An 18,996-nucleotide genomic window follows, 5' to 3' on the forward strand; every position below is an offset into this window, starting at 1 on the left:
AGTTCTCAACTCAATTTTACCACTAACTTAGGTATTTTCAACCACCGTTAGGAGTATATCCCTGAGCTTATTGCTATACTTTCCGGTTTTTTTATTTTCTCTATCTTCTAAAGCGGGTGACGCGATTCGAACGCGCGACATTCACCTTGGCAAGGTGACGCTCTACCACTGAGCTACACCCGCATTTCCTGCGGTCTTAACTATAATGTCTCACTTCTGGGAATTTGTCAAGTCTTTTTTGTAAGTTTTTTTCACAAACCCAGTAAAAGCGCCCCAATGCCCCTGCCCGCCTGAAATTGCAGCAGCCCGATTGTTAAAAAAATCAGTAATTGCAGTGGTTTTGACCGTCATCCGCCACAGTGCAAAGCTACAATCAAGCTGCAATTGTGGGAGAACACTGCTCATGTCAGACTTAAATCGCGGAATCATGAAGTTCAAAGGAGCTGACAGCCCCATCGCGATCGCCATTTCGGCGATCGTCATTGGCAGCGGCATCGGCTTCCTCATCTGGTGGGCGCTGCAATCAGCCTACGCCTTCAGCTAACAGACGAAAAGAACCTAAAAATTAGAAAGCATTGCTCGGAAGGCAGAATTTAAGCAAATTCTGTCTTCTGTATTTTTTTGCCTGAGACAGATACTTCAAGTCTTTGCCAAACACTTGTAGGGTGTTTATCTTGGTCTTGATGACACTTTCAGACTCGTAACTTAGTTAATATGCGATCGACTATCTTAACCGTAGCTCTTCTGTGTTTAGCCACCCCTGCTTTTGCTACCACCTGCGAGGAAAGCTTCCAAAAAAAAGGGGACTTTTTCAATGGCGCTGCATTTTCTGCGCGCGTTCAGGTTGAGGGGTTAACGGTAGAAAAAGCATTTTCCCAATTGCGACCCATTTTAGCCCGCGAGGGTATCAAGACTGTCAGCACCGATGTGAGCATGGGTGTAATGAAAGCGGAAAATCCCGCAACAGCATTTCAGCGTGCTTTGCCGATCGATGTATTTGCCTCACAGGATGGCAATCTATTAAATGTCGAGATGATCTTTACCATTCCGAGTGGGGTGGGTGCAAGCAGGGAAACAGTGAAAAAATATTTGTGTGGTGCGCTAAATCAATTGTTGCCCAAAAGTACAAGTACAAGGACTTCTGCGACACCACAACTAAGTTCGGCATTGCATTAATTCGATCGCCATAACAGGAAACTATCTGCGTTAAGGAGCGTTAAGGAGCGGTTTCCTCTTGTTGCATCAACGCTTGAAATATCATCGCGGGCGATCGATCTGCTTCGTTGCGATCGCCCGAGTCACAATAAATAATATCTATTCCTCATCAGCGATGGCTGCGATCGCGCAAACACGTCGAGCGCCTTCAAAAGCCGGCTGAGCTGCTTCAACTTATCCCCACAGCGCTTCCCGATCGACTACTTTTGTAGTACAATTGTAAGCAAAGCGCCAGGAGCGCGCAGTTGTCAGACTCAAGTTTTGGCAAGGGTTGTATCGCAAAAAGAATTATGGCAAGCTTTCGGGACATCCTCAAATACTACAGCCAATACTGGAAAATGTCGGTTTTCAGCATCGGCGCCTCCAGCCTGTTTGCGATCGCCGATTTAGCTGTGCCCTACGCGATCGGACAACTATTAAACGTATTGTCCGGTCAGCCACCAGACATAATAACGCAAAAATCGATCGCGGCGATCGCCTCACTTACCCAGCAGCCCGCCAGTAAAATATTATCGCTATCCGTCTTGCTGGGCTTAATTTTTCTGGTAACAGTCGCCCAAGCACCCGTACAGCCTTGGGTGGGAAATTGGTTCCACTGGGCGCTACCATTGACCGCACGACGCGATCGGATGAAAGGAGCGATCGGCAAAATTCTCACCTTACCCTTAGAATTCTACGACGAAAACAACGCCGGTCGGATTTCCAGTCGCATCGCCAAAGGCATCGCCAACCATACTTGGACTTACCCAGAAATTGCCAGTGAATTCATCCCCGAAGTCGTCCGCTTAATCGGCATCTTTGCAGTTATCTGGTTAATAGAATGGCGCATCGGCTTGTTAATTTTGGTTTCCTTCCTATTTATCCTCGGTTTTACCCTCAAAGGCCTTCAAGGGCTTACTCAGCGAGAAGAAATTCTGGATGAATACATCGAAGATACCGAAAGCCGCAACTCGGAAATTATCACCAACATCAAAACAGTCAAAGCTTTTGCAACGGAAAGTCGGGAACTAAAAAAACAAACAACCAGACTCGATCGCGAGTTGAAAGTCGTAATTAACCGCATTCACAAAGGATACGTCACCCTGGGAACATACCAGCAGACGATCGTCCAGCTTTGCCTGTTTTCAGTTCTCGGTTTTAGCGTAGCAGCAACAGTCGCAGGCAAGATATCTCTGGGATATTTTGTTACGGTTTACACCTTAGCAAGCATGGCATATTCCCAACTGCGTCCGATTAGCATTATCGCCGAATTGTTTGCCCGCCGCTATTCTTCAATGATCCGGTTCCACGAGTTTATGCAGTTACCAGACGGTGTAGATGCGGTCAATTTAGCAGCAGAAAATGCTGCATCCGCGCCGCCTTATAGATTTAGCGGGAAAATTGAGTTTTGCGGGCTGACATTCGGGTACGATCGCGAAAAGCCAGTTTTGCAGGATGTCAATTTATTAATTCACCCGTGTCAAACAGTAGCATTAGTCGGGCGCTCGGGTTCGGGGAAATCAACTTTAGTTAAACTGCTTTTCCGGTATTTCGAGCCCAACTGCGGCCGCATTCTGATCGACGGCGAGGACATTTCCAGCTTAGACGTGACTCGCTACCGCAAGCGTTTGGCCATCGTCCACCAAGAAGTAGACGTGTTTAACGGTACTTTGCTGGAAAATTTGAAATACGGCAACCCGGAAGCAACTTTCGCCCAAGTTGAGGAAGCTTGCCGCATCGCCCGAGTAGACGAGTTTGTGAACTTGTTGCCCCAAGGTTACTATACCGTTGTCGGGGAGCGGGGAATGCGCTTGTCCGGGGGTCAGCGGCAGCGGTTGGGAATTGCCAGGGCGCTGCTGGTGCAGCCTGACGTGTTAATCTTTGACGAAGCTACTTCTAGTTTGGATTATGAGTCGGAGCGATCGATCCAGCTAGCCATGCAGAACATCTTAGGTACGCGCACCACCATAATTATCGCCCACCGACTGAGTACAATTCGCGAAGCTGATGCGATCGTCGTACTCGACGGCGGTAAAATCGTCGAAGTTGGCTGCCACGACGAACTCTTGAACCAAAAAGGCATTTACCGCCGCCTGCACTCCCTGCAAGAAACCGGCGAATTAGTAAATTAGGAATTTCTGCTGAGCCCAGACTTCAATTGCGATAAGAATCCTACACGCACAGATGCCCAGAAACCGGGTTTTTACCAAAATAGTCGTTGCAACCCTCCGATTCGGTAAAAAACCCGGTTTCTTGTAAGGTTCGTAGTGCGGACTTCAGTCCGCTTTCCGGCCGTAGCGCTGACTTCAGTCCGCTTCCCGGCAGAGGACTTGCACGCGCGAACTGTTTTTGTTATGGTAATCGACCGGACACGATATAACTTATCGGTTCAGCCTTTAATGATTAGACTTTCAAATGTCATGTTGCAAAAAAAGAAGAATCTGCTAGGATGTTTAACTGTGGGTACAAATGGGTCGGTGCCCGAGCGGTTAATGGGGGCGGACTGTAAATCCGCTGGCTACGCCTACGCTGGTTCAAATCCAGCCCGGCCCACCACAATTGACATAAAAGTTAAAAGTTGAAAATTAAAAGTCAAACATTTTAATTTAGCATTTTTAATCTTTTATGCCCGTGTAACTCAGGGGTAGAGTACCTCCTTGGTAAGGAGGAAGTCGCGAGTTCAAATCTCGCCACGGGCTTAGCTTTTAAATCATTATGGCTTAGCCATTTAAGAATCTCAGTTAATTAACGATTAACGATTTCCACTCATATTCCACTCACTTGATTCTCAATGTTGAGTCTGCTTATTGTGTACAGCTTACTGCAAGACACTCGCTTTCCACTCAAGCGTGTTAGCAAGTGCTTTGAGATGAATGATTTATGGACTGGAATGACGTAAACTCGTTAATTAAGTGGAGGGGTGTAATTCAAATCTCGCCACGGGCTTTTACTAAAATTTCAGGACTTACGCAGTCTTGACCACAGAAACCCGGTTTTTTAAGTGTGTTTTCCGGCTGCAACCTGTGTATTTTCGTCGTCGATCGCACCCAGTTTCTGCCTCAGTGCTGATGCGATCGTACAAGGGTTCTTATTCTTCGTCCTTCTCTTCTCCCCCCTTCGGTAGCCCGATCGCCCGAAAGGGGGGCTAGGTCTAGATAGAGCCATAGCTTTGAGGTTTCCCCCCTCCCAAAATCATCGACTATTTGCGCTCAAAGAGCAAATCAAGGATTTTATCCAGTTTTGCCTCTAGTTTGCGGTTATCTTCCTCCAACTTGGCAATTTTACCCAGCAGTTGTTGATTTTCGGAAATCTCAGCAGCAGCCCGCAATTTGCGGACATCCCGACCAAATCCCATCAGCGCCGGACGTTCGACGTAGGTGACGCGGTGCAGCACCCGCCAAGTTTTGTTGGGTTTACCTGCTTGAGTTTGCCGCAACGCCCGTGCTTCTTCGTCATTGCTTCGCAGCCATTCTGGATCGACCACGTAGTTAAAGAAGTCTTGGAAGTTGTTGGTGCTACCTTCGAGGTAGAAACTCATAAACCGATAGCGATCGACCTTTTCCCCTGGCAGAATGGGGTTGTCGTTGTAGTTGGTGATGCCTTTATATTCCAAACCGCTGAGGTCTACGTTTAATTCAAAGCCCTTGCTGCGAGCTTCGGTTTTGCTCATGGTTTGAGTTAGGTTGACAGTGGCTAGGGCGGACAATTCAAACATGAAACCAGCTACACCAACGTTCGCTTCTCCGCCTAAACCTGCATTCATACTAAAAGATCCGCCAATGCTATGCTCTACAGTATTGGCAAAGCTTTGGGCTTCGGTTCGCAGTCCGCCGTCAGCATCCCAAACATAGGTGTTGACGATGTTGCGTTTGCCAGCCCGAATTTGCAGGCTTTCCATCCGTTTCTGCCAGCCAGCAAAACTGTCTGTGGCTTGTACTCGTTTCTCTCGATCGCCAATTTTGCTTTGAATCTCTGCCTGTTTCTGCTGGGAAGCGGTTTCTTGTTGCTTGGTTTTTGCTGCTGCCTCAGCTTTTTCATTCTGAAGTTTTTCCTCCGCAGCCTTTTTCTTTTCCTCCTCAGTCATCTGGGTGCTGGGTTTGTCTTCTTCCCGTGTCACCCCAATAGTCGTCGGTGCATCGCCACTGTCTATATTCCGATTCAAAGAGATTTCATCAACTAAACGCACATCAAAGTGAGAAAAGTAAGATTCCCGTCGCTTGTCTTCTGCTTCGATCGCTTGTTTGAGATCGTAAGCTTCTTGGAGGCGATAGTAACTGGCGGGATAGAGAGAACCGTACTGCGATCGCATTTCGGGAACGTGCTTGAAGAAGCGATCGCTCGTCGCACTGCTACCTGTCATCCCATCCAAGCTGCCGTTCATGGTGTAAGCCGGATTCATCAAGAAGGTAATGGTGTTGACATCGGGGGGAATACCGTCAACGGGTTGGACTTGGTAGCCTACCATTTTTCCGCTGCGGGCAAGTCGGGTAACAAACACATCTGCTATTGCAGAAACTACCAACGCATAGCCGATGTTTTTGGGAATGAAACGTTTGCCGAGATGGGGGAATTTAGCAGTTTCTTCCGGCGTACCCCGCAGTTCCAGTTTATCGGTCATCCTTAGGGATGAACTCGAGGTGATACTACTCTCATTCTGGAATTGGTAGCTGAAGTCTAAGTTTGCTTTGTAACCAGCACGAAGTTTGGCAATTCTTTTGGAAACTACAATCCCTCCCGTGACTTCATCATCTAATCCAGCAAAAGCTTCTATACTCGCTCCCAAACCACTATCTTGCGATCGATTCCAGTTAAATTCCACATCTTCCGACATGGTTAATTCCACAGAAGTCGCACAGTTATAGTCGTCTTCCAGCGTCAAGTTTTCACTGGGTACGGGTGGTGGCCCTTCGATGTAGCCCAACAAAGTCGGAGCAAATTGGGCATTACCAATCCATTTCAGTTCCAAAGCTTCAACACGCTTATCGGGTAGCAGCGTTGGTCCATTGGTAGCAGGAGAGGCAAAGAACCGCCGCATGATGGCTACCTTGCGGTTATTTTGGAGGGTCACAGTGCTGTACTCGTTGGACACGAGGGCATCGCCACCAATGGGTAGGGTGTTGTCGTCTACGGTAATGGCTTCGCTTACAGTGCCGTGATTGTTGCCAGCTAGGTCTAGAACTTTTCGAGTAGAACCTTCCAGTTTGATTTCATTGAGGGGATAGTAAGCTGCTAAATTTGGCTCTTTACCGCTCAGACGCTTGTACATATCCACCTGGATTTCGGCTGGGGTGCGGGCTTTATTCCAGATGCGAACCTCAGCGATTTGACCGTTAAACGGATCTGCGCTCCCTCCAGACCAAACTCCGGCTCCAATTGTAAATCGATCTGGCGACGTTCCATAATTTTTGGTGGCAGAACCGCCGATTTTGATTTGCATTCCATCAAGATAAAGGAGTACATTTGTGCCGTTACCAACCACCGCGACATGATGCCACGTTTGAAGCTCAAAAGGAGCATCGGCATTCAACAAAGATCCGTCACCCTTTGTCCATACTGCAAGTTTTTGGGAACTGATGCCAAATTCGATCGCATCGTTTTGCCCAAATAGAGAAATTGCTTTTCCCTCTGGTAAAGAGAGGGCTTTTACCCATCCTTCCAGAGTGAAGGCTGGCAGATTATTCATTAAACTGTTCGTGGTAGCGATATAGTCATTCACCCCATCAAACTGCATTACCGTATTTCCGGGGTTGCCAATGGGAGCAGTACAACCCCACCAGTTAGCACCAGATACCGTGCCATTATTTCCCTTCCCAGAATTGTCGCGGACTTCAACTTCTGTGGCTTCATTCAGGGGATAGTAAGCCATCAAACCCGGTTCGTTACCACTCAGTAGGGTTTTGCTGTTAACCGCAATCTCTTCTTCAGTCAGGGAGACTCCCCAAATGCGGACTTCTGCTACTTTCCCAAATTGCTGTCCGCTACCGTTAGTGTTGCCAATGGCATAAACATCGCTGGTGACTTTCAGAATAGCTTTCTTGATATCGTCAACCTTTTTCTTAGCTGCGGCATCGTTGGGGGTTTTCTTCAGATTTTCTTCGGCATCAGCTAGAGCTTTTGCTTTGGTATCGCCAACTTTTTTCCCGTCAATGTAGAACCTGGTGGTATCTTTCCCACCCACAGCAGCGAGATGATGCCATCCTTGAGATAACAACTCCATATTGAAGCCGCTATCGTAAAAGTTCTGCCCCAGGGAGTCATTGTTGAAATAAATACCTAACTGTTTGCGATTTCTGACCAAGATGTGGTGGTCGCTATTTTGCCCCCTGGTTAATGTATTCCATTCTCCTGCTTCTGGTAAAGGATAGAAGAACCAGGCTTCAATACTCCAGTCTGCGGGAAGAAACAGAGGTTGATTTAACTTAACTGCGCTGTTGCTATTGCCAAAATTTAAGCAAGCGCGTTGAGCATCGGGAATCCACTGCTCGAAGGCAGCATTATTACTGTCAGCCGTAGCATCATAGTTGGTTTGTCGCATCCGCCCCTGGATATCGAAGTAACTCAGTTGCACATTGCCTTCGCAGGTTTCAATGGCGTTCAGGCGGCTGGCAGGTTGCACAAAGCCAAGTAAAGCTCCTTGAGTTACCAATCCCTTGCCATCTTTACCAACTTGTGGCATGGTTTGTGGCTTTGCTGCGGTGTTTTTGACTGCATTCAGGAAGTCAGTATTTAGGGTGTTTAACTCAGTTTGAATCGTGGTGATTTCTTTGATCAGTTGTGCAAGACGAGCATCCCAAGCAGCTTTTTCAGCAGGCGTGGCAATTAATGCTGCATTAAGCAGTATTAACTGCTCTTTTGCTTGGTTTAGTTGCTGAAGTTTGGCCTGCCAAGCTTGATAGGCTATCGGTATATTGTTATTAGACTGATCGCCGAGGGAGACAAATTTCCACTTGTGGTAATAGTCTTCATCTCCATTGGGTCGTAATACCATGTTGTAACGACTACCACTCATTCCACAGGGAGCTAAACGATAATTCTCGTAAGAGAGATTGATAATGTGGTAAGAATTTTGCCCCAAGGAGACAAATTTCCACTTGTGGTAATAGTCTTCATCTCCATTAGGTCGTAATACCATGTTGTAACGACTACCACTCATTCCACAGGGAGCTAAACGATAATTCTCGTAAGAGAGATTGATAATGTGGTAAGAATTTTGCCCCAAGGAGACAAATTTCCACTTGTGGTAATAGTCTTCATCTCCTTTGGGTCGTAATACCATGTTGTAACGACTACCACTCATTCCACAGGGAGCTAAACGATGATTCTCGTAAGAGAGATTGATAATGTAGCAATAGTAGTTAAAGGGGCTGTTTTGCTCGGCATTGTATTGAGACAAAAGGGCTTGCTCTTCACTGGTGAGCGTTGTAATCTGAGCGGTTAATTTGTCAATCTTTTCTCGGGTTGAAGCCTGAGCATTGTAGGCAGCAATTTTGGCTTCTAAATCTCGTTTTTCTTTGAGCAGATTTGCTTCCAGTTTCTCCTTTAATTCCAGTTGTTTTAACTTGTCCGCCAATGTTAACTGACTATCAGCCAAAGTTGCCAAAGTCACACTGTCAGTATACTTAGCCTCAGTAATACTGTCAGACAACAAACGGATGCGGTGCTTGCGAATTTCCAGGGATACCCAGTCACCTTTGATGTTGATAATCTCAAAGGAACGCAACATACTCACCTCATCAGGAATAGTAAAGTTGCAAGATGCCCGATACCAGCCATTGCCCAAGTCTTCAAACTTATTCTGGACGGTAGATATGGGCTTTTTCTCTTCAGTATTCCGGCTGGTTTTTCCCCAATAGGATAGGGTGAAAATCTTGGTTCCTAGATTCTTGCCATCGGCATTGTCAAGATAGGCAACATTGACTGGTGTCTTGGAATTAACCTTAAACTCAAAGCTTTCTTCGTAGGTTGCCCGTTCGCTGACTGCAAATAACTCAGGATTGCTATACTTAACTGCGTCAGTTCCCCCTGCGAGTTTGCGGTTCAGCGTGGCAGCACTTACATAGGCATCTCCATGTACGATGCCATCATTGCAGTTAGCCGAAAAGTCGATGACTTTGCCTTCGGCAATAGCCCCCAGCCGCCAGTACCCCACCAAACCGACTTCTTTCCCAGTCAGTTGCAGGTACATATTATTTTTGATTTCTTCGGCGGTGCGGGCGGTTTTCCAGATGCGGATATCGGCAATTTGACCCTCAAAATTGGTTACTCCTTCCCGACTATCACGCCCTATTCTGTGAGCGATCGCAGCACGCTTATCAGAAATTTCTCCTGAATGTTCAAAATCAAGGACACCATCAACATAGCCGTAGATTTTTTTGTTGTCCCGATCTCTGACAAAGCTGATGAAGTGCCATTGATTGTCTCTCAAATCTTTCGAGCCAAGTAGATAGGGTATAGGTTCACCGTTCCAGTAAAATCTCAGCTTTCCATCGAAAACCTCAAAATTTACATTAATTGAGTTTGGTAGTCCATAGTCTCCCAACAATATACCCCGATCGGAATTGTTAGGCACTTTCACCCACATAGAAACGGTGAATGAACCAGAAAATATTGAGAGTGGCTGTGGGAGTTGGATATAATCATCCACCCCATCAAACACAACGCCGCGCCGCTTGCGAGATACCAGTTTTACATTGATGGCTTCTCCCGTTGCCCATTTACGCTCGATCGCAAACTGAGTATCGTCAATCTTCTGCACGGGGTAAGTTTCGTTATAGGCTTCTGTCCCCGCAATCTGCACCTCATCCCCATTTTCTAAACCATGATCGGGACAAGTTACTCGCAATTTACCATCGGCTGTTTTTTGATAGGCGGTAATCATCCCATCAAAAATCAAACCCCCGGCTTCTTGATCTTCTTTTTCCCAATAGCCAAGTCCGTTACCTGATGGCAGGTCAATTTCAAAGGTATTATTATCTACTTTTTTAGTGCGATAAAGCCCTTGATAATCACTTGTACCCGTAATTTTTACGAGGTCGCCATTTGCTAATTCTGCTGCTTTGGCATCTGTAGATATTTTCACCAAATCTTCGATATCTTCTTCATCTGTTCCCTCTGCAAACCCTGTAATAATTCCTTGGGGAGGAGGTGTTTTGTCGCCAATGGCTTTGATTTCATCCAGAGTGTTTAAAGGTAACAGCACTTCTCGCTGTTGACTGCGAATGATGGTGCTGTCAGGTGTTGCGTCGATTTCTGCCAGGGTGCCATCTCCAGCAATGGCAAAACTGAATGCAGCCGTTCCTTTATCGGTGGGAACTGCTAACATCAACCGGGTTGCTGTTTTCAACAGTTGCTTTTCCCCTGATTGGGTTTCCTGTTCCTGTTGTAAATCGTACTTGGTGGCTGCTAAACCGTTGGTGACAATTACACCACTAATGTCTAAAGTCCGTTTAATTACTCCCGGAATTTTCCGGGGAACGAGAGTATCGTTTGATTCTTCAAAATTTGTGTAATCTTTGACATCAAATAGCCCTTCTTCGGAGGCGCGAATAGTCGTTAATTCTACTTTCTGGCTTTGAGTGTTGAAGGCGAAAATATGCCAACGATAAACATCATTTTCAATTGTAGGAACCAACACGACTGAAAACCAACCTTTTTGCAGGTTGTTGACTGCACATAGTTCTGTGGTGGGTTCGTAAAAAAAGTTACCGTTGGCATCTCGAAAGTCCAAGGAGTCAATGTTAGCGAGTCCATTAGACCCCTTATTCATGTTTTTCGTGGGCGCGTGCTTCTGCTTACTGCGCTTAAACCGTACTTCTAGTTTGCGATTCAGCTTATTGGTCATCCCATCTAAAACAAAGCGGTCTACTAACAAAGTATTGGACTTGGACTGACGGAAAACATAAATATGTCCCAGTGCAGAAATGAGTTGTACGGGAGCTACAGCACATTCTTCTTTAGTTCTGTAGCGCGACTTGAAAACAAATTTACTGGGGTCTTTTTGGTAGGTAAGTTCGGCTTTTTCTTTGTCAACAACCGACTGGTCATCTACTTTTTCATCAGGAAATTCTAATGTTTGCCAGTTTTCCCACCCAGTTCTCTGATCTGCGGGCGTGTTGAGGTAGCTGTCTTCAAACCCATCTTGCTTGACGGTATAGGAAATTATGCCATCAGCATCGGTTGCAAAGACGACTACTTTGCCTTCATGGGCGATGCTGTTGATGTGCTGGAGCTTTTCTTTGGACAAATACATACCGCTGTCTCCAAATTTAATAATTGCACTGTAAATTGAGGTGAACTTTAGTTACACCATTTTGTGGCTCGATCGAGCTTTTTCCCTGCAACCCAATAGATGACATTCCATTGAACTGCTACTTAACTTCTGAAGCGGGACAAAAATATTTATTGAAAAGTATATATGAGGTATTAAGCTGCTGTCAAGTAATTTTATGCGCTTTAAACCCACATTCCGCCCTCGCTTAGTTTTACACAGCATAATTACTCAAAACAATCAATTTTTCCAGTCATAAATTATGCTTTTTAAAAATTTTTTACGTATATATACTTAAAAAGTATATAATTTATAGCTTCATTGCTCGATAAAAATAAGTAAAAACCGATTGTAACAGTTGAGTGTGCGGAATGTGGATTGAAAAAAATCCTACCACTTCAAAAAATATTTGTTACACTTTTCAATCTTGTACCAATGATTAAAAGTCGCATATTCCGCTAATAAAACGGCATTCCCGCGTGCTTGCAGAAACGGTCGCGTACAATCTATCTGTAGCACTCTTGTTTAGAATAGGTATAAATTATCCAAAGCGGTTGGTCTTGGCAGCAATGTATTTTAATTAGCCCGAGAATCCCCCTGATAACCCTCCCCAAACTATGCAGTCAAGACGCACTTGACCGTGTTTCCTGCTAGGAAAAGGGGAAAGATGGACGGGCGAGTGAAACCCGATCGGGCGCACGGATTCCTTTCCCCAGCGGCTGATGTTTGTTGAGCATATCGAGCAGCAATCGGCTGGGGCGGGTAGCGGAAATCCTGGCACCGCCCTAATCGGGATTTACCGAAGGCCCGATCGACCTATTCACCGCAGGCACAAACACCGTTTGCCCCAAAGACCTGCACCCGTTCGCCTCAAATAGCAAATCTGCGGGGACTTGATAAACTTGGGTCAATTTTTGCCAATTCCAGCCCGCAGGCACTTCTACGAGCCTGCCATCGTAGGGAGGAATGACGATCGCACCGGACTGCCGCCGCTCGACCTCCCCGCAACATTGGATTTATCCCGATCGACACCGCCGGCATCACATTGTACTGTCGCACTATGCTTTCTACAATTTCGCCATCGAGAGCGATGTGGCGGCGCAACCGAGACACAGCGGCCCCGGACAATCGCGGGCGGAGTCACGGTTTTTTAAAGGCGAACCGGGAGGAAGATTTGTCGCCGTTTGTCCAACAGGGGCGATCGACCTTTAGGAGTGCAGAAATGACCAGAAATAAGCGTTTAAAAGTCATTAAGTACAAAAAAAAGTATTCAATTCGGACAATTGACAATTTTTTCGCCGAGTGAAAGCGCATATTTGAAAGCTCTAGTCCCGCCCGAGACTGCAAATCGCAGCCTGAGCCAAGTTAGGATAAGAATTATTAGTTTTCCTCGCTGTTGGCAAATCCGGCAAAAATTGCCTGTGATGCCAATCAGCGCCTGTCTGTTAACAGCTATGTTCTTGAGGAAGCGGTACGCCCCGCCCCGCTTCCTTCCCGTCGCCAAGACAAAAATGCTCAAAGCGCAACGTGTCTGCGGGGATGAGGTATTCAGCGGGAGTTGTTAAATATGAGTTTATCTTTTAAGCAAACGACCCTTTATGTGACTTTGCTGTCTATTGGGGGAGGCATGGGATGGTTGGGGAATCGCTATCTCCAAAGCCCAAACACTCTGGAAACCGGATCGGTTTTGCCGGTGGTGCGCCAGCAAATCCCGCCCTATGCGTCTCCTCCAGTTCAGGAAAATCGCGCAGTCGATCGCAGCAATCCCAATTTTATTGCTGAAGCAGCCGAAAAAGTCGGCCCCGCTGTCGTGCGGATTGACGCATCCAGCAAGGTGACGAATCAAGTGCCCGAAGCTTTCAAAAATCCTTTGTTTCGCCGGTTTTTTGGGGACAATTTGCCGCAGCCGGAAGAACGAGTCAAGCACGGTACAGGTGCGGGGTTTATTCTCACTCCAGACGGCCGCATCGTTACTAATGCTCACGTTGTCTCCGGGACGGATACAGTTAAGGTGACGCTCAAAGACGGCCGCGAGTTTGAGGGTAAGGTGCAGGGGGTCGATCCGCTGACGGATGTGGCTGTGGTGAAAATTAATGCCAAGGAACTGCCGCAGGTGGCTTTGGGCCGATCGGACAATATTGTACCGGGACAGTGGGCGATCGCGATCGGCAATCCTTTAGGTCTCGACAATACCGTAACTGTGGGCATTATCAGCGCTACCGGTAGAACCAGTTCCCAAGTCGGCATCCCCGACAAGCGAGTCCGCTTCATCCAAACTGACGCCGCCATCAACCCCGGCAATTCCGGCGGCCCGCTACTCAACGACCAAGGCGAAGTCATTGGCATCAATACCGCCATCCGCGCCGACGCTCAAGGCTTGGGATTTGCAATTCCGATCGAAACCGCCAAACGAGTTTCCGATCAGTTATTCGCCAAGGGAAAAGCCGAACATCCCTATCTCGGCATTCAAATGATCGGCTTGACTCCCGCCACCAAGGCAGAAGTCAACAAACAGCTCGATAATAAAATTACGATCGATAAAGGCGTAGCCGTGACCCGAGTCGTGGAAAATTCCCCAGCCCAACAAGCCGACTTGCGCCCCGGAGATGTCATTCAAAAAGTTGACGGAATTGCGGTCAACACTCCTGGGGACGTGCAAGAACGGGTGGAAAACACGAATGTCGGCAAAGAACTCGAAGTGGAAATTAACCGTTTCGGTCAAGTTCAGAAAATTAAAGTACGTCCCGCTGCTTTTCCCATATCGGGGAGTCCCACCGGTGGTTAATTTCCAGCCGTATAAATGAATATTCCTACACGCAGAAACCGGGCTTTTCCACCAAAATCCTCCCTGTATCGCGAGGTATATAGATCAAAAACCCCGTTTCTTAATTTCCTGTCTTTCCAGGAATGTTTATTTTTTCAACAACTTTCATCTTTCTGCCTTGCCAAACCCGTTGATTTTTTTACCAGATGTGACGGAAAGCCTCGTGCCTGATAGCCGAGGATGGATAGGAACGCCAAATTGTTATTCCGCCCTTAGTGAGACTTTTGTACCACAAACTAGCGTCCAAGCGGATGAGGGATTTAGCACACACCAATAATAGCACAGCAGAAATATTTTTATTGAGCATTATGCTGAATAAAAATGTGCTCTCATGGAAACATGATAGTTAGAGAAGTCAAGCTAAAAAACGGTACAAAAGAGCAGTATTCTGCCCTTGATGAAGCCATCCTAACAGCCCAGTTCATCAGGAACAAAGCTGTTAGACTCTGGATGGACAGCAAGGGTACTGGAAAAGCCGATTTGTACAAGCTGTGCAAAGACCGTCGCCTTGGAATTTCCCTTCGCCAAGAAGCTGAATTCTTCGGCCAGACAAGCCAGCGTTGAACGGGCTTGGAATTCGATAGCTAGCTTTTATGCCCGCTGTAAAAAGGGCGAAAAGAAAAAAGGATACCCTACTTTCAAAAAACATTGCCGCTCGGTTGAGTACAAGGTATCGGGCTGGAAAGTATCCCCTGATGCCACGACTATCAATTTCACGGATGGATTTGAAGCAGGGACTTTTTCGTTATTTTGTAATAACGAAACGAGGGAAGATATCCTAACCCTGAAAATCAATCGGGTGCGGGTTGTTCGCAAAGCGGACGGGTATCATGCTCAATTCTGCTTTGATGCTGACCGAAAGGAAGAGGGCGAATACACTGGTAATGTTGTTGGATTAGATCTAGGGCTGAAGTATTTCACCAAAGACCAAAACGATATTGCTGTTGTCTACCCTCAGTTTCTACTCCAAGCTGAACGACAACTAAAGAAAGCGCAGCGCCGATTGAGCAAGAAATTCGTAAAGGGTGCAAAGCCCCAGTCGCAGAACTACCACAAGGCAAGAAAGGGGCTAGCAAAAATCCATCTGAAGATTCAAAGACAGCGTAAAGATTGGGCTATTAAACAGGCTCGGTGCGTAGTGGCATCTAACGATGTTGTGGTCTATGAAGATCTAAAGATAGCGAACATGGTCAAGAATCATCACTTGGCTAAGTCAATTTCAGATGCCGCTTGTTACCAATATACTCAGTGGCTTGACTACTACGGGAAAATCTGGGACAAGGTAGTTGTGGCGGTATCGCCTAACTACACATCTCAGGATTGCTCTGGCTGTGGCCAACGAGCCAAGAAAGCACTCAGCACGAGAACCCATTCATGCCCAAGCTGTGGACTAGAGATTTGCCGCGATACAAATGCGGCGCTCAACATTTTGCGGAAGGGAATGAATATTTTAGGCGCTGAGTATCAAAACGGTACCTTTGGGCAAAAGGAATCCGCCTCTTTTGAGGGAAAGCCTTGGGAGAAGACCGCCTCTATCAGTGAAGGGCAACCAGAGCTGGCAAGTGGACTTCGTTGAGCAAGGAATAAGAATCCCCGTGCCTTCAGGCCGGGGAGTATGTCAATTTTCTTTGGGAGAGTTTGGTTGAATCGAGCTGGTGCTTGCTAAATTTTCTTCTAGCTGCATCCTCTGCTCCATTTGTCTCAGAAAATAGCCTGTCATCATCGCTGAAGCTAGCAAATTTGCTAAGTTTTCGCGGTCAGTGGTAATTTGGACGTTAAAATTGTCTGAAGGCAAGACGCCGACAAGTCCTTGGACGTTATGAGAGATAATTTCTTTGATTTCTGGGCTGGCGGACTTGGCGATGCGGGCTAGAACCTCCGGGGATTGGTGTTGGAGGTACTTCAGAAGTGGATTGACTGCGGTTTGTTGGGCATTGTCCCGGTCAAAGTCAGGGTGAAAAACCATTTGGCGATTCTTAATTTCTGGCTGGCTACATTCTACTTCAAACTACTCGTCATTGCTCGGGTACAAATTTGCCTGAAAGTCAATTTGCAATTGTCTTGGTAATTGGTCTACTTGAAAATACCGATGAAATTTATCGGTCACTTGTAGCCAGTACGATCGCCCATCCGTTGGCTTCCGTTTCCGCACGAAACCCATTTCTACCAGTTCCTGCACTTGCTGGTAAGCTCCCGAACCCCGCAAGTTAACCAAATCTGGCTGCGCGATGCCGCCTTTGAGGGCGATCGCCGCCAGCGTCCGCAAAGCTCCAACACCTAATTCTGGAGGTATTAAAGTTTGCATTAAACTGGCAAACTCGTCTCTGAGTTGCAGGCTGTATCCCGTTGGGGTTTCAACGACTTCTAATGCACTGTCGCGGCGGGACGAGTCAGACATGAGTTCGATGATGGCATCTTCCGCTTCGGAGCGATCGCACTTGGCAATCTCAGCAATTTCTGCGATCGACACCGGCTGACCTTTTAGGTAAAGTATAGCTTCTATTGTTGTGGCTAAGCGAGTCATTGGGAAATTAGTAATTGAAAATTGGGACGCTGAAGCAATCAGGATTTAGTTATCTAGGAAAGAAGTCAGAATGATCGATCTCAAATTCTACTTAAATACCTCCTCTATTTCTTAGTCCCCAGAGGCGGACGAAAGTTTGTGTACTAGCGATTTCCATGGCCGATTCTATTTAGCAATTCTACCAAATCAGGGTTTGGGACACCCGTTATTCTTCAGTCGGCGCAGGCGGACGAAAGTTTGGAAAGAAGCGGTTTCAACCGCCGAAAGTTCAAGGGGATATTTAGCCCGGATTGGCAATTAACCATCGCTCAATCTAACTGTCGCCCAGTCAGTTCTACAAAAATATCCTCTAAATTAGAAGGACGAACCATCATCCCAGTCTTATCATCTTTAGCATCCAAATAAAAATTAGCTTCTTCCAGAGTCGGGAAAAACTTGTATTCCCAGCGATCGCCAATTTGCTTCATCACCAACCCTTGACCGTGTTCCTGCCGCAGTTGCGCCAACGTTCCCAGTTGAATCAACTTACCGCCGTCCATAATCCCGATGCGATCGCACAAATACTCCACCTCATCCATATAATGCGTGGTCAACAGCATAGTCATTCCCTGCTTGTTCAAATCTAGAATAATTTCCCACAACCGGCGCCGCGTTTGCGGGTCTAACCCTACAGTAGGTTCGTCCAAAAATAAGATTTGCGGCTCGTGCAAAAGCGATCGGGCAATTTGCAACCTCCGCTTCATTCCGCCCGACAAAGTTTTTACTAAATCATCTCGCCTTTCTGCTAATTCTACATATCCCAACCACTGTTTAATTAACTGTTGCCGTTTCGGGTTTGGGATGTGGTGCATCCGCCCGTGAAACTCCATATTTTCCCACACCGAAAGCTCAGTATCCACGCTAGTTTGTTGGAGCACCACGCCGATCGACTGTTTAACTTGCAAGCTTTGGCGCATCACGTCATATCCAGCTACCTGAATTTGACCGCTGCTGGGTTTAGTCAGCGTAGTCAGCATCCGAATTGTCGTCGATTTTCCAGCACCGTTGGGGCCCAGGAGGCCGAACATTTCTCCCGCTTCAATCGCGAACGACAGGTCATTGACAACTGGGATTTTGTTGTAGATTTTGCAGGCATTTTGCAGGGAAACAGCGGCAGTCATAGGTATTTCGGTATCAATTATTGTAATGAGGCACTTTCTTCTCAGTCATATTAAATCCCGTAGCATCGGAATTATACTATAGTGCGAGCGGGACGCTCTTTCTGGCTCACTCGCGAGCTGGACGCTCGCACTACACTCGGAAAAGATTATTCCGATGTCACCGGAAACGATATCATTCCTGGATGCAGAATCCCGGTTCGATCGACTAAAATCTCCGATCGCAGACATCGGTACAAGTAGCAGACAAGCTCGGTTTGTCTGCTATTTGTGCGCGAGTTTTGTTAGTATAACTAATCTAACTGTCATCCGCAGTTATCAGGCTGATTATTTTTTTACTGCTTGCAGTACCCGCTTATTGCGGTTGAGTTAACTCAGGTTTCAGTTCCACGATGCGCTTGTCAAGTTTCTGTGCGACTTCGCTAATCGTTATAGCGGGTTTGCTGCCGTCGAGATACATCATTATCAGATAATTTCCTATTTTTCCCCGTCGAAATACCGCGATTTCGACATTCATGGTTACACCTCGTATTTTTCCTTTATTTGTCCACCCACGCGATACCTCGCCAATTTTTTCTTCTAAGGTTAAAGCAGTAAGATTAGTAAACTGAACTTCCTTGTTTCCACTACTATTTAAACCTTTAGAAAATTCTTCGGCAAAAATATTTGCCTTCATTTCTGCATCAAATTGAGTTCGATCGATTAAGTTGGTTAGATCTTTTGTAAATCCTATGATTACTTGAAAATGCTGGTCGTCGCTCTTGTTATAAGCAAATACGCTTGCTGGTTTCAAGCTCTGGAGACCGCTGACCAGTTTTTGGATCGTCGCAGGTGGCATCTCTGTAAAACCTGCGGGCAAGTCTTGTAACCTCAGGACTAAGCCGGACAAGTCTGCTGCGGGAGTTGGAATATCCGCAGACAGAGTATTGGTGTTAGAGCGAGTTGGAATGGCGATCGACTTTTCGCCAACTGCACCGCCCAATGCAGCACTAATTAGCAAACACACCAAGAACACAAGTTTTTTTTTCAT

General features: G+C 46.6%; 16 protein-coding genes and 3 tRNA genes. 10 read left to right on the top strand and 9 right to left on the bottom strand.

Annotation, left to right across the window (positions count from 1 at the left end):
• Positions 1–111: 111 nt before the first annotated feature.
• Both QUB63_RS02640 and QUB63_RS02645 read right to left on the bottom strand, forming a co-directional pair.
• A tRNA-Gly gene (locus QUB63_RS02640) sits at positions 112–183 on the bottom strand.
• A gap of 27 nt (positions 184–210) precedes the next feature.
• Positions 211–405: a hypothetical protein gene (locus QUB63_RS02645; RefSeq protein WP_332943220.1), complete on the bottom strand. Its 195-nt coding sequence runs from the start codon at positions 403–405 to the stop codon at positions 211–213.
• Between QUB63_RS02645 and QUB63_RS02650 the strand changes: the two genes are divergently transcribed.
• The 5 genes from QUB63_RS02650 (at position 404) to QUB63_RS02670 (ending at position 3,893) form a co-directional block, all read left to right on the top strand.
• Positions 404–544: a hypothetical protein gene (locus QUB63_RS02650; protein WP_332943221.1), complete on the top strand. Its 141-nt coding sequence runs from the start codon at positions 404–406 to the stop codon at positions 542–544. The two genes, QUB63_RS02645 and QUB63_RS02650, sit on opposite strands and share 2 nt — an antisense overlap.
• Positions 545–714: 170 nt before the next feature.
• A complete protein-coding gene (locus QUB63_RS02655) occupies positions 715–1,176 on the top strand; it encodes a hypothetical protein (protein ID WP_332943222.1) in 462 nt (153 codons plus the stop codon).
• Between the two features lie 329 nt (positions 1,177–1,505).
• Positions 1,506–3,326: an ABC transporter ATP-binding protein gene (locus tag QUB63_RS02660; RefSeq protein ID WP_332943223.1), complete on the top strand. Its 1,821-nt coding sequence runs from the start codon at positions 1,506–1,508 to the stop codon at positions 3,324–3,326.
• Positions 3,327–3,665: 339 nt separating this feature from the next.
• Positions 3,666–3,750, top strand: a tRNA-Tyr gene (locus tag QUB63_RS02665).
• A gap of 71 nt (positions 3,751–3,821) precedes the next feature.
• Positions 3,822–3,893: transfer RNA gene (locus tag QUB63_RS02670), tRNA-Thr, on the top strand.
• Between the two features lie 298 nt (positions 3,894–4,191).
• Here the strand turns inward: QUB63_RS02670 and QUB63_RS02675 are convergent.
• The 3 genes from QUB63_RS02675 to QUB63_RS02685 form a co-directional block, all read right to left on the bottom strand.
• Positions 4,192–4,359 (bottom strand): hypothetical protein, encoded by a 168-nt coding sequence (locus tag QUB63_RS02675; protein ID WP_332943224.1) that lies wholly within the window; start codon positions 4,357–4,359, stop codon positions 4,192–4,194.
• Positions 4,360–4,393: 34 nt separating this feature from the next.
• The gene (locus tag QUB63_RS02680) at positions 4,394–11,443 is read right to left on the bottom strand and encodes a LamG domain-containing protein (RefSeq protein WP_332943225.1); all 7,050 of its coding nucleotides are present in this window, start codon (positions 11,441–11,443) and stop codon (positions 4,394–4,396) included.
• Positions 11,444–12,246: 803 nt separating this feature from the next.
• Entirely contained in the window at positions 12,247–12,372 is a 126-nt protein-coding gene (locus QUB63_RS02685) for a hypothetical protein (protein ID WP_332943226.1), read from the bottom strand.
• Between the two features lie 55 nt (positions 12,373–12,427).
• On the opposite strand from QUB63_RS02685, the gene QUB63_RS02690 reads away from it, so the two are divergent.
• From QUB63_RS02690 to QUB63_RS02705, 4 genes are all read left to right on the top strand, one after another.
• A complete protein-coding gene (locus QUB63_RS02690) occupies positions 12,428–12,673 on the top strand; it encodes a hypothetical protein (protein ID WP_332943227.1) in 246 nt (81 codons plus the stop codon).
• Between the two features lie 355 nt (positions 12,674–13,028).
• Positions 13,029–14,246, top strand: coding sequence for an HhoA/HhoB/HtrA family serine endopeptidase (locus QUB63_RS02695; RefSeq protein WP_332943228.1), 1,218 nt, complete (start codon positions 13,029–13,031; stop codon positions 14,244–14,246).
• A 378-nt stretch (positions 14,247–14,624) separates the two neighbouring features.
• Positions 14,625–14,849, top strand: a complete 225-nt coding sequence (locus QUB63_RS02700) for a transposase (protein ID WP_332943229.1) — start codon at positions 14,625–14,627, stop codon at positions 14,847–14,849.
• Complete coding sequence (locus QUB63_RS02705) at positions 14,794–15,861, top strand: RNA-guided endonuclease InsQ/TnpB family protein (protein WP_332943230.1); 1,068 nt, start codon at positions 14,794–14,796, stop codon at positions 15,859–15,861. The genes QUB63_RS02700 and QUB63_RS02705 overlap by 56 nt, the downstream gene beginning before the upstream one ends.
• 42 nt (positions 15,862–15,903) lie before the next feature.
• Here the strand turns inward: QUB63_RS02705 and QUB63_RS02710 are convergent, their stop codons facing one another.
• The 3 genes from QUB63_RS02710 to QUB63_RS02720 all read right to left on the bottom strand — a co-directional run bounded on the left by QUB63_RS02710 (position 15,904) and on the right by QUB63_RS02720 (position 17,969).
• Entirely contained in the window at positions 15,904–16,251 is a 348-nt protein-coding gene (locus QUB63_RS02710) for a DUF760 domain-containing protein (RefSeq protein WP_332943231.1), read from the bottom strand.
• A 42-nt stretch (positions 16,252–16,293) separates the two neighbouring features.
• Positions 16,294–16,809: an SMC-Scp complex subunit ScpB gene (gene scpB, locus QUB63_RS02715; protein WP_332943232.1), complete on the bottom strand. Its 516-nt coding sequence runs from the start codon at positions 16,807–16,809 to the stop codon at positions 16,294–16,296.
• A gap of 308 nt (positions 16,810–17,117) precedes the next feature.
• On the bottom strand, positions 17,118–17,969 hold the full coding sequence (locus tag QUB63_RS02720) for an ABC transporter ATP-binding protein (RefSeq protein WP_332943233.1): 852 nt from the start codon (positions 17,967–17,969) through the stop codon (positions 17,118–17,120).
• Positions 17,970–18,123: 154 nt separating this feature from the next.
• Between QUB63_RS02720 and QUB63_RS02725 the strand changes: the two genes are divergently transcribed.
• Positions 18,124–18,339 carry a hypothetical protein gene (locus tag QUB63_RS02725; RefSeq protein ID WP_332943234.1) on the top strand — a complete coding sequence of 72 codons (216 nt, stop codon included), beginning with the start codon at positions 18,124–18,126 and terminating at the stop codon, positions 18,337–18,339.
• Here QUB63_RS02725 and QUB63_RS02730 read toward each other — a convergent pair.
• Complete coding sequence (locus QUB63_RS02730; protein WP_332943235.1) at positions 18,322–18,996, bottom strand: hypothetical protein; 675 nt, start codon at positions 18,994–18,996, stop codon at positions 18,322–18,324. The genes QUB63_RS02725 and QUB63_RS02730 overlap by 18 nt on opposite strands.

It is taken from the genome of Microcoleus sp. ARI1-B5, assembly GCF_036705795.1.
Lineage (GTDB): Bacteria > Cyanobacteriota > Cyanobacteriia > Cyanobacteriales > Microcoleaceae > Microcoleus.

Bases quoted from the DNA above. Each gene is read 5' to 3' on its own strand.
- QUB63_RS02650 (WP_332943221.1), top strand. From the start codon at position 404: ATGTCAGACTTAAATCGCGGAATCATGAAGTTCAAAGGAGCTGACAGC.
- QUB63_RS02645 (WP_332943220.1), bottom strand. From the start codon at position 405: ATGAGCAGTGTTCTCCCACAATTGCAGCTTGATTGTAGCTTTGCACTG.
- QUB63_RS02655 (WP_332943222.1), top strand. From the start codon at position 715: ATGCGATCGACTATCTTAACCGTAGCTCTTCTGTGTTTAGCCACCCCT.
- QUB63_RS02660 (WP_332943223.1), top strand. From the start codon at position 1,506: ATGGCAAGCTTTCGGGACATCCTCAAATACTACAGCCAATACTGGAAA.
- QUB63_RS02675 (WP_332943224.1), bottom strand. From the start codon at position 4,359: ATGGCTCTATCTAGACCTAGCCCCCCTTTCGGGCGATCGGGCTACCGA.
- QUB63_RS02680 (WP_332943225.1), bottom strand. From the start codon at position 11,443: ATGTATTTGTCCAAAGAAAAGCTCCAGCACATCAACAGCATCGCCCAT.
- QUB63_RS02690 (WP_332943227.1), top strand. From the start codon at position 12,428: ATGACGATCGCACCGGACTGCCGCCGCTCGACCTCCCCGCAACATTGG.
- QUB63_RS02695 (WP_332943228.1), top strand. From the start codon at position 13,029: ATGAGTTTATCTTTTAAGCAAACGACCCTTTATGTGACTTTGCTGTCT.
- QUB63_RS02700 (WP_332943229.1), top strand. From the start codon at position 14,625: ATGATAGTTAGAGAAGTCAAGCTAAAAAACGGTACAAAAGAGCAGTAT.
- QUB63_RS02710 (WP_332943231.1), bottom strand. From the start codon at position 16,251: ATGGTTTTTCACCCTGACTTTGACCGGGACAATGCCCAACAAACCGCA.
- scpB (WP_332943232.1), bottom strand. From the start codon at position 16,809: ATGACTCGCTTAGCCACAACAATAGAAGCTATACTTTACCTAAAAGGT.
- QUB63_RS02720 (WP_332943233.1), bottom strand. From the start codon at position 17,969: ATGACTGCCGCTGTTTCCCTGCAAAATGCCTGCAAAATCTACAACAAA.
- QUB63_RS02725 (WP_332943234.1), top strand. From the start codon at position 18,124: ATGTCACCGGAAACGATATCATTCCTGGATGCAGAATCCCGGTTCGAT.
- QUB63_RS02730 (WP_332943235.1), bottom strand. From the start codon at position 18,996: ATGAAAAAAAAACTTGTGTTCTTGGTGTGTTTGCTAATTAGTGCTGCA.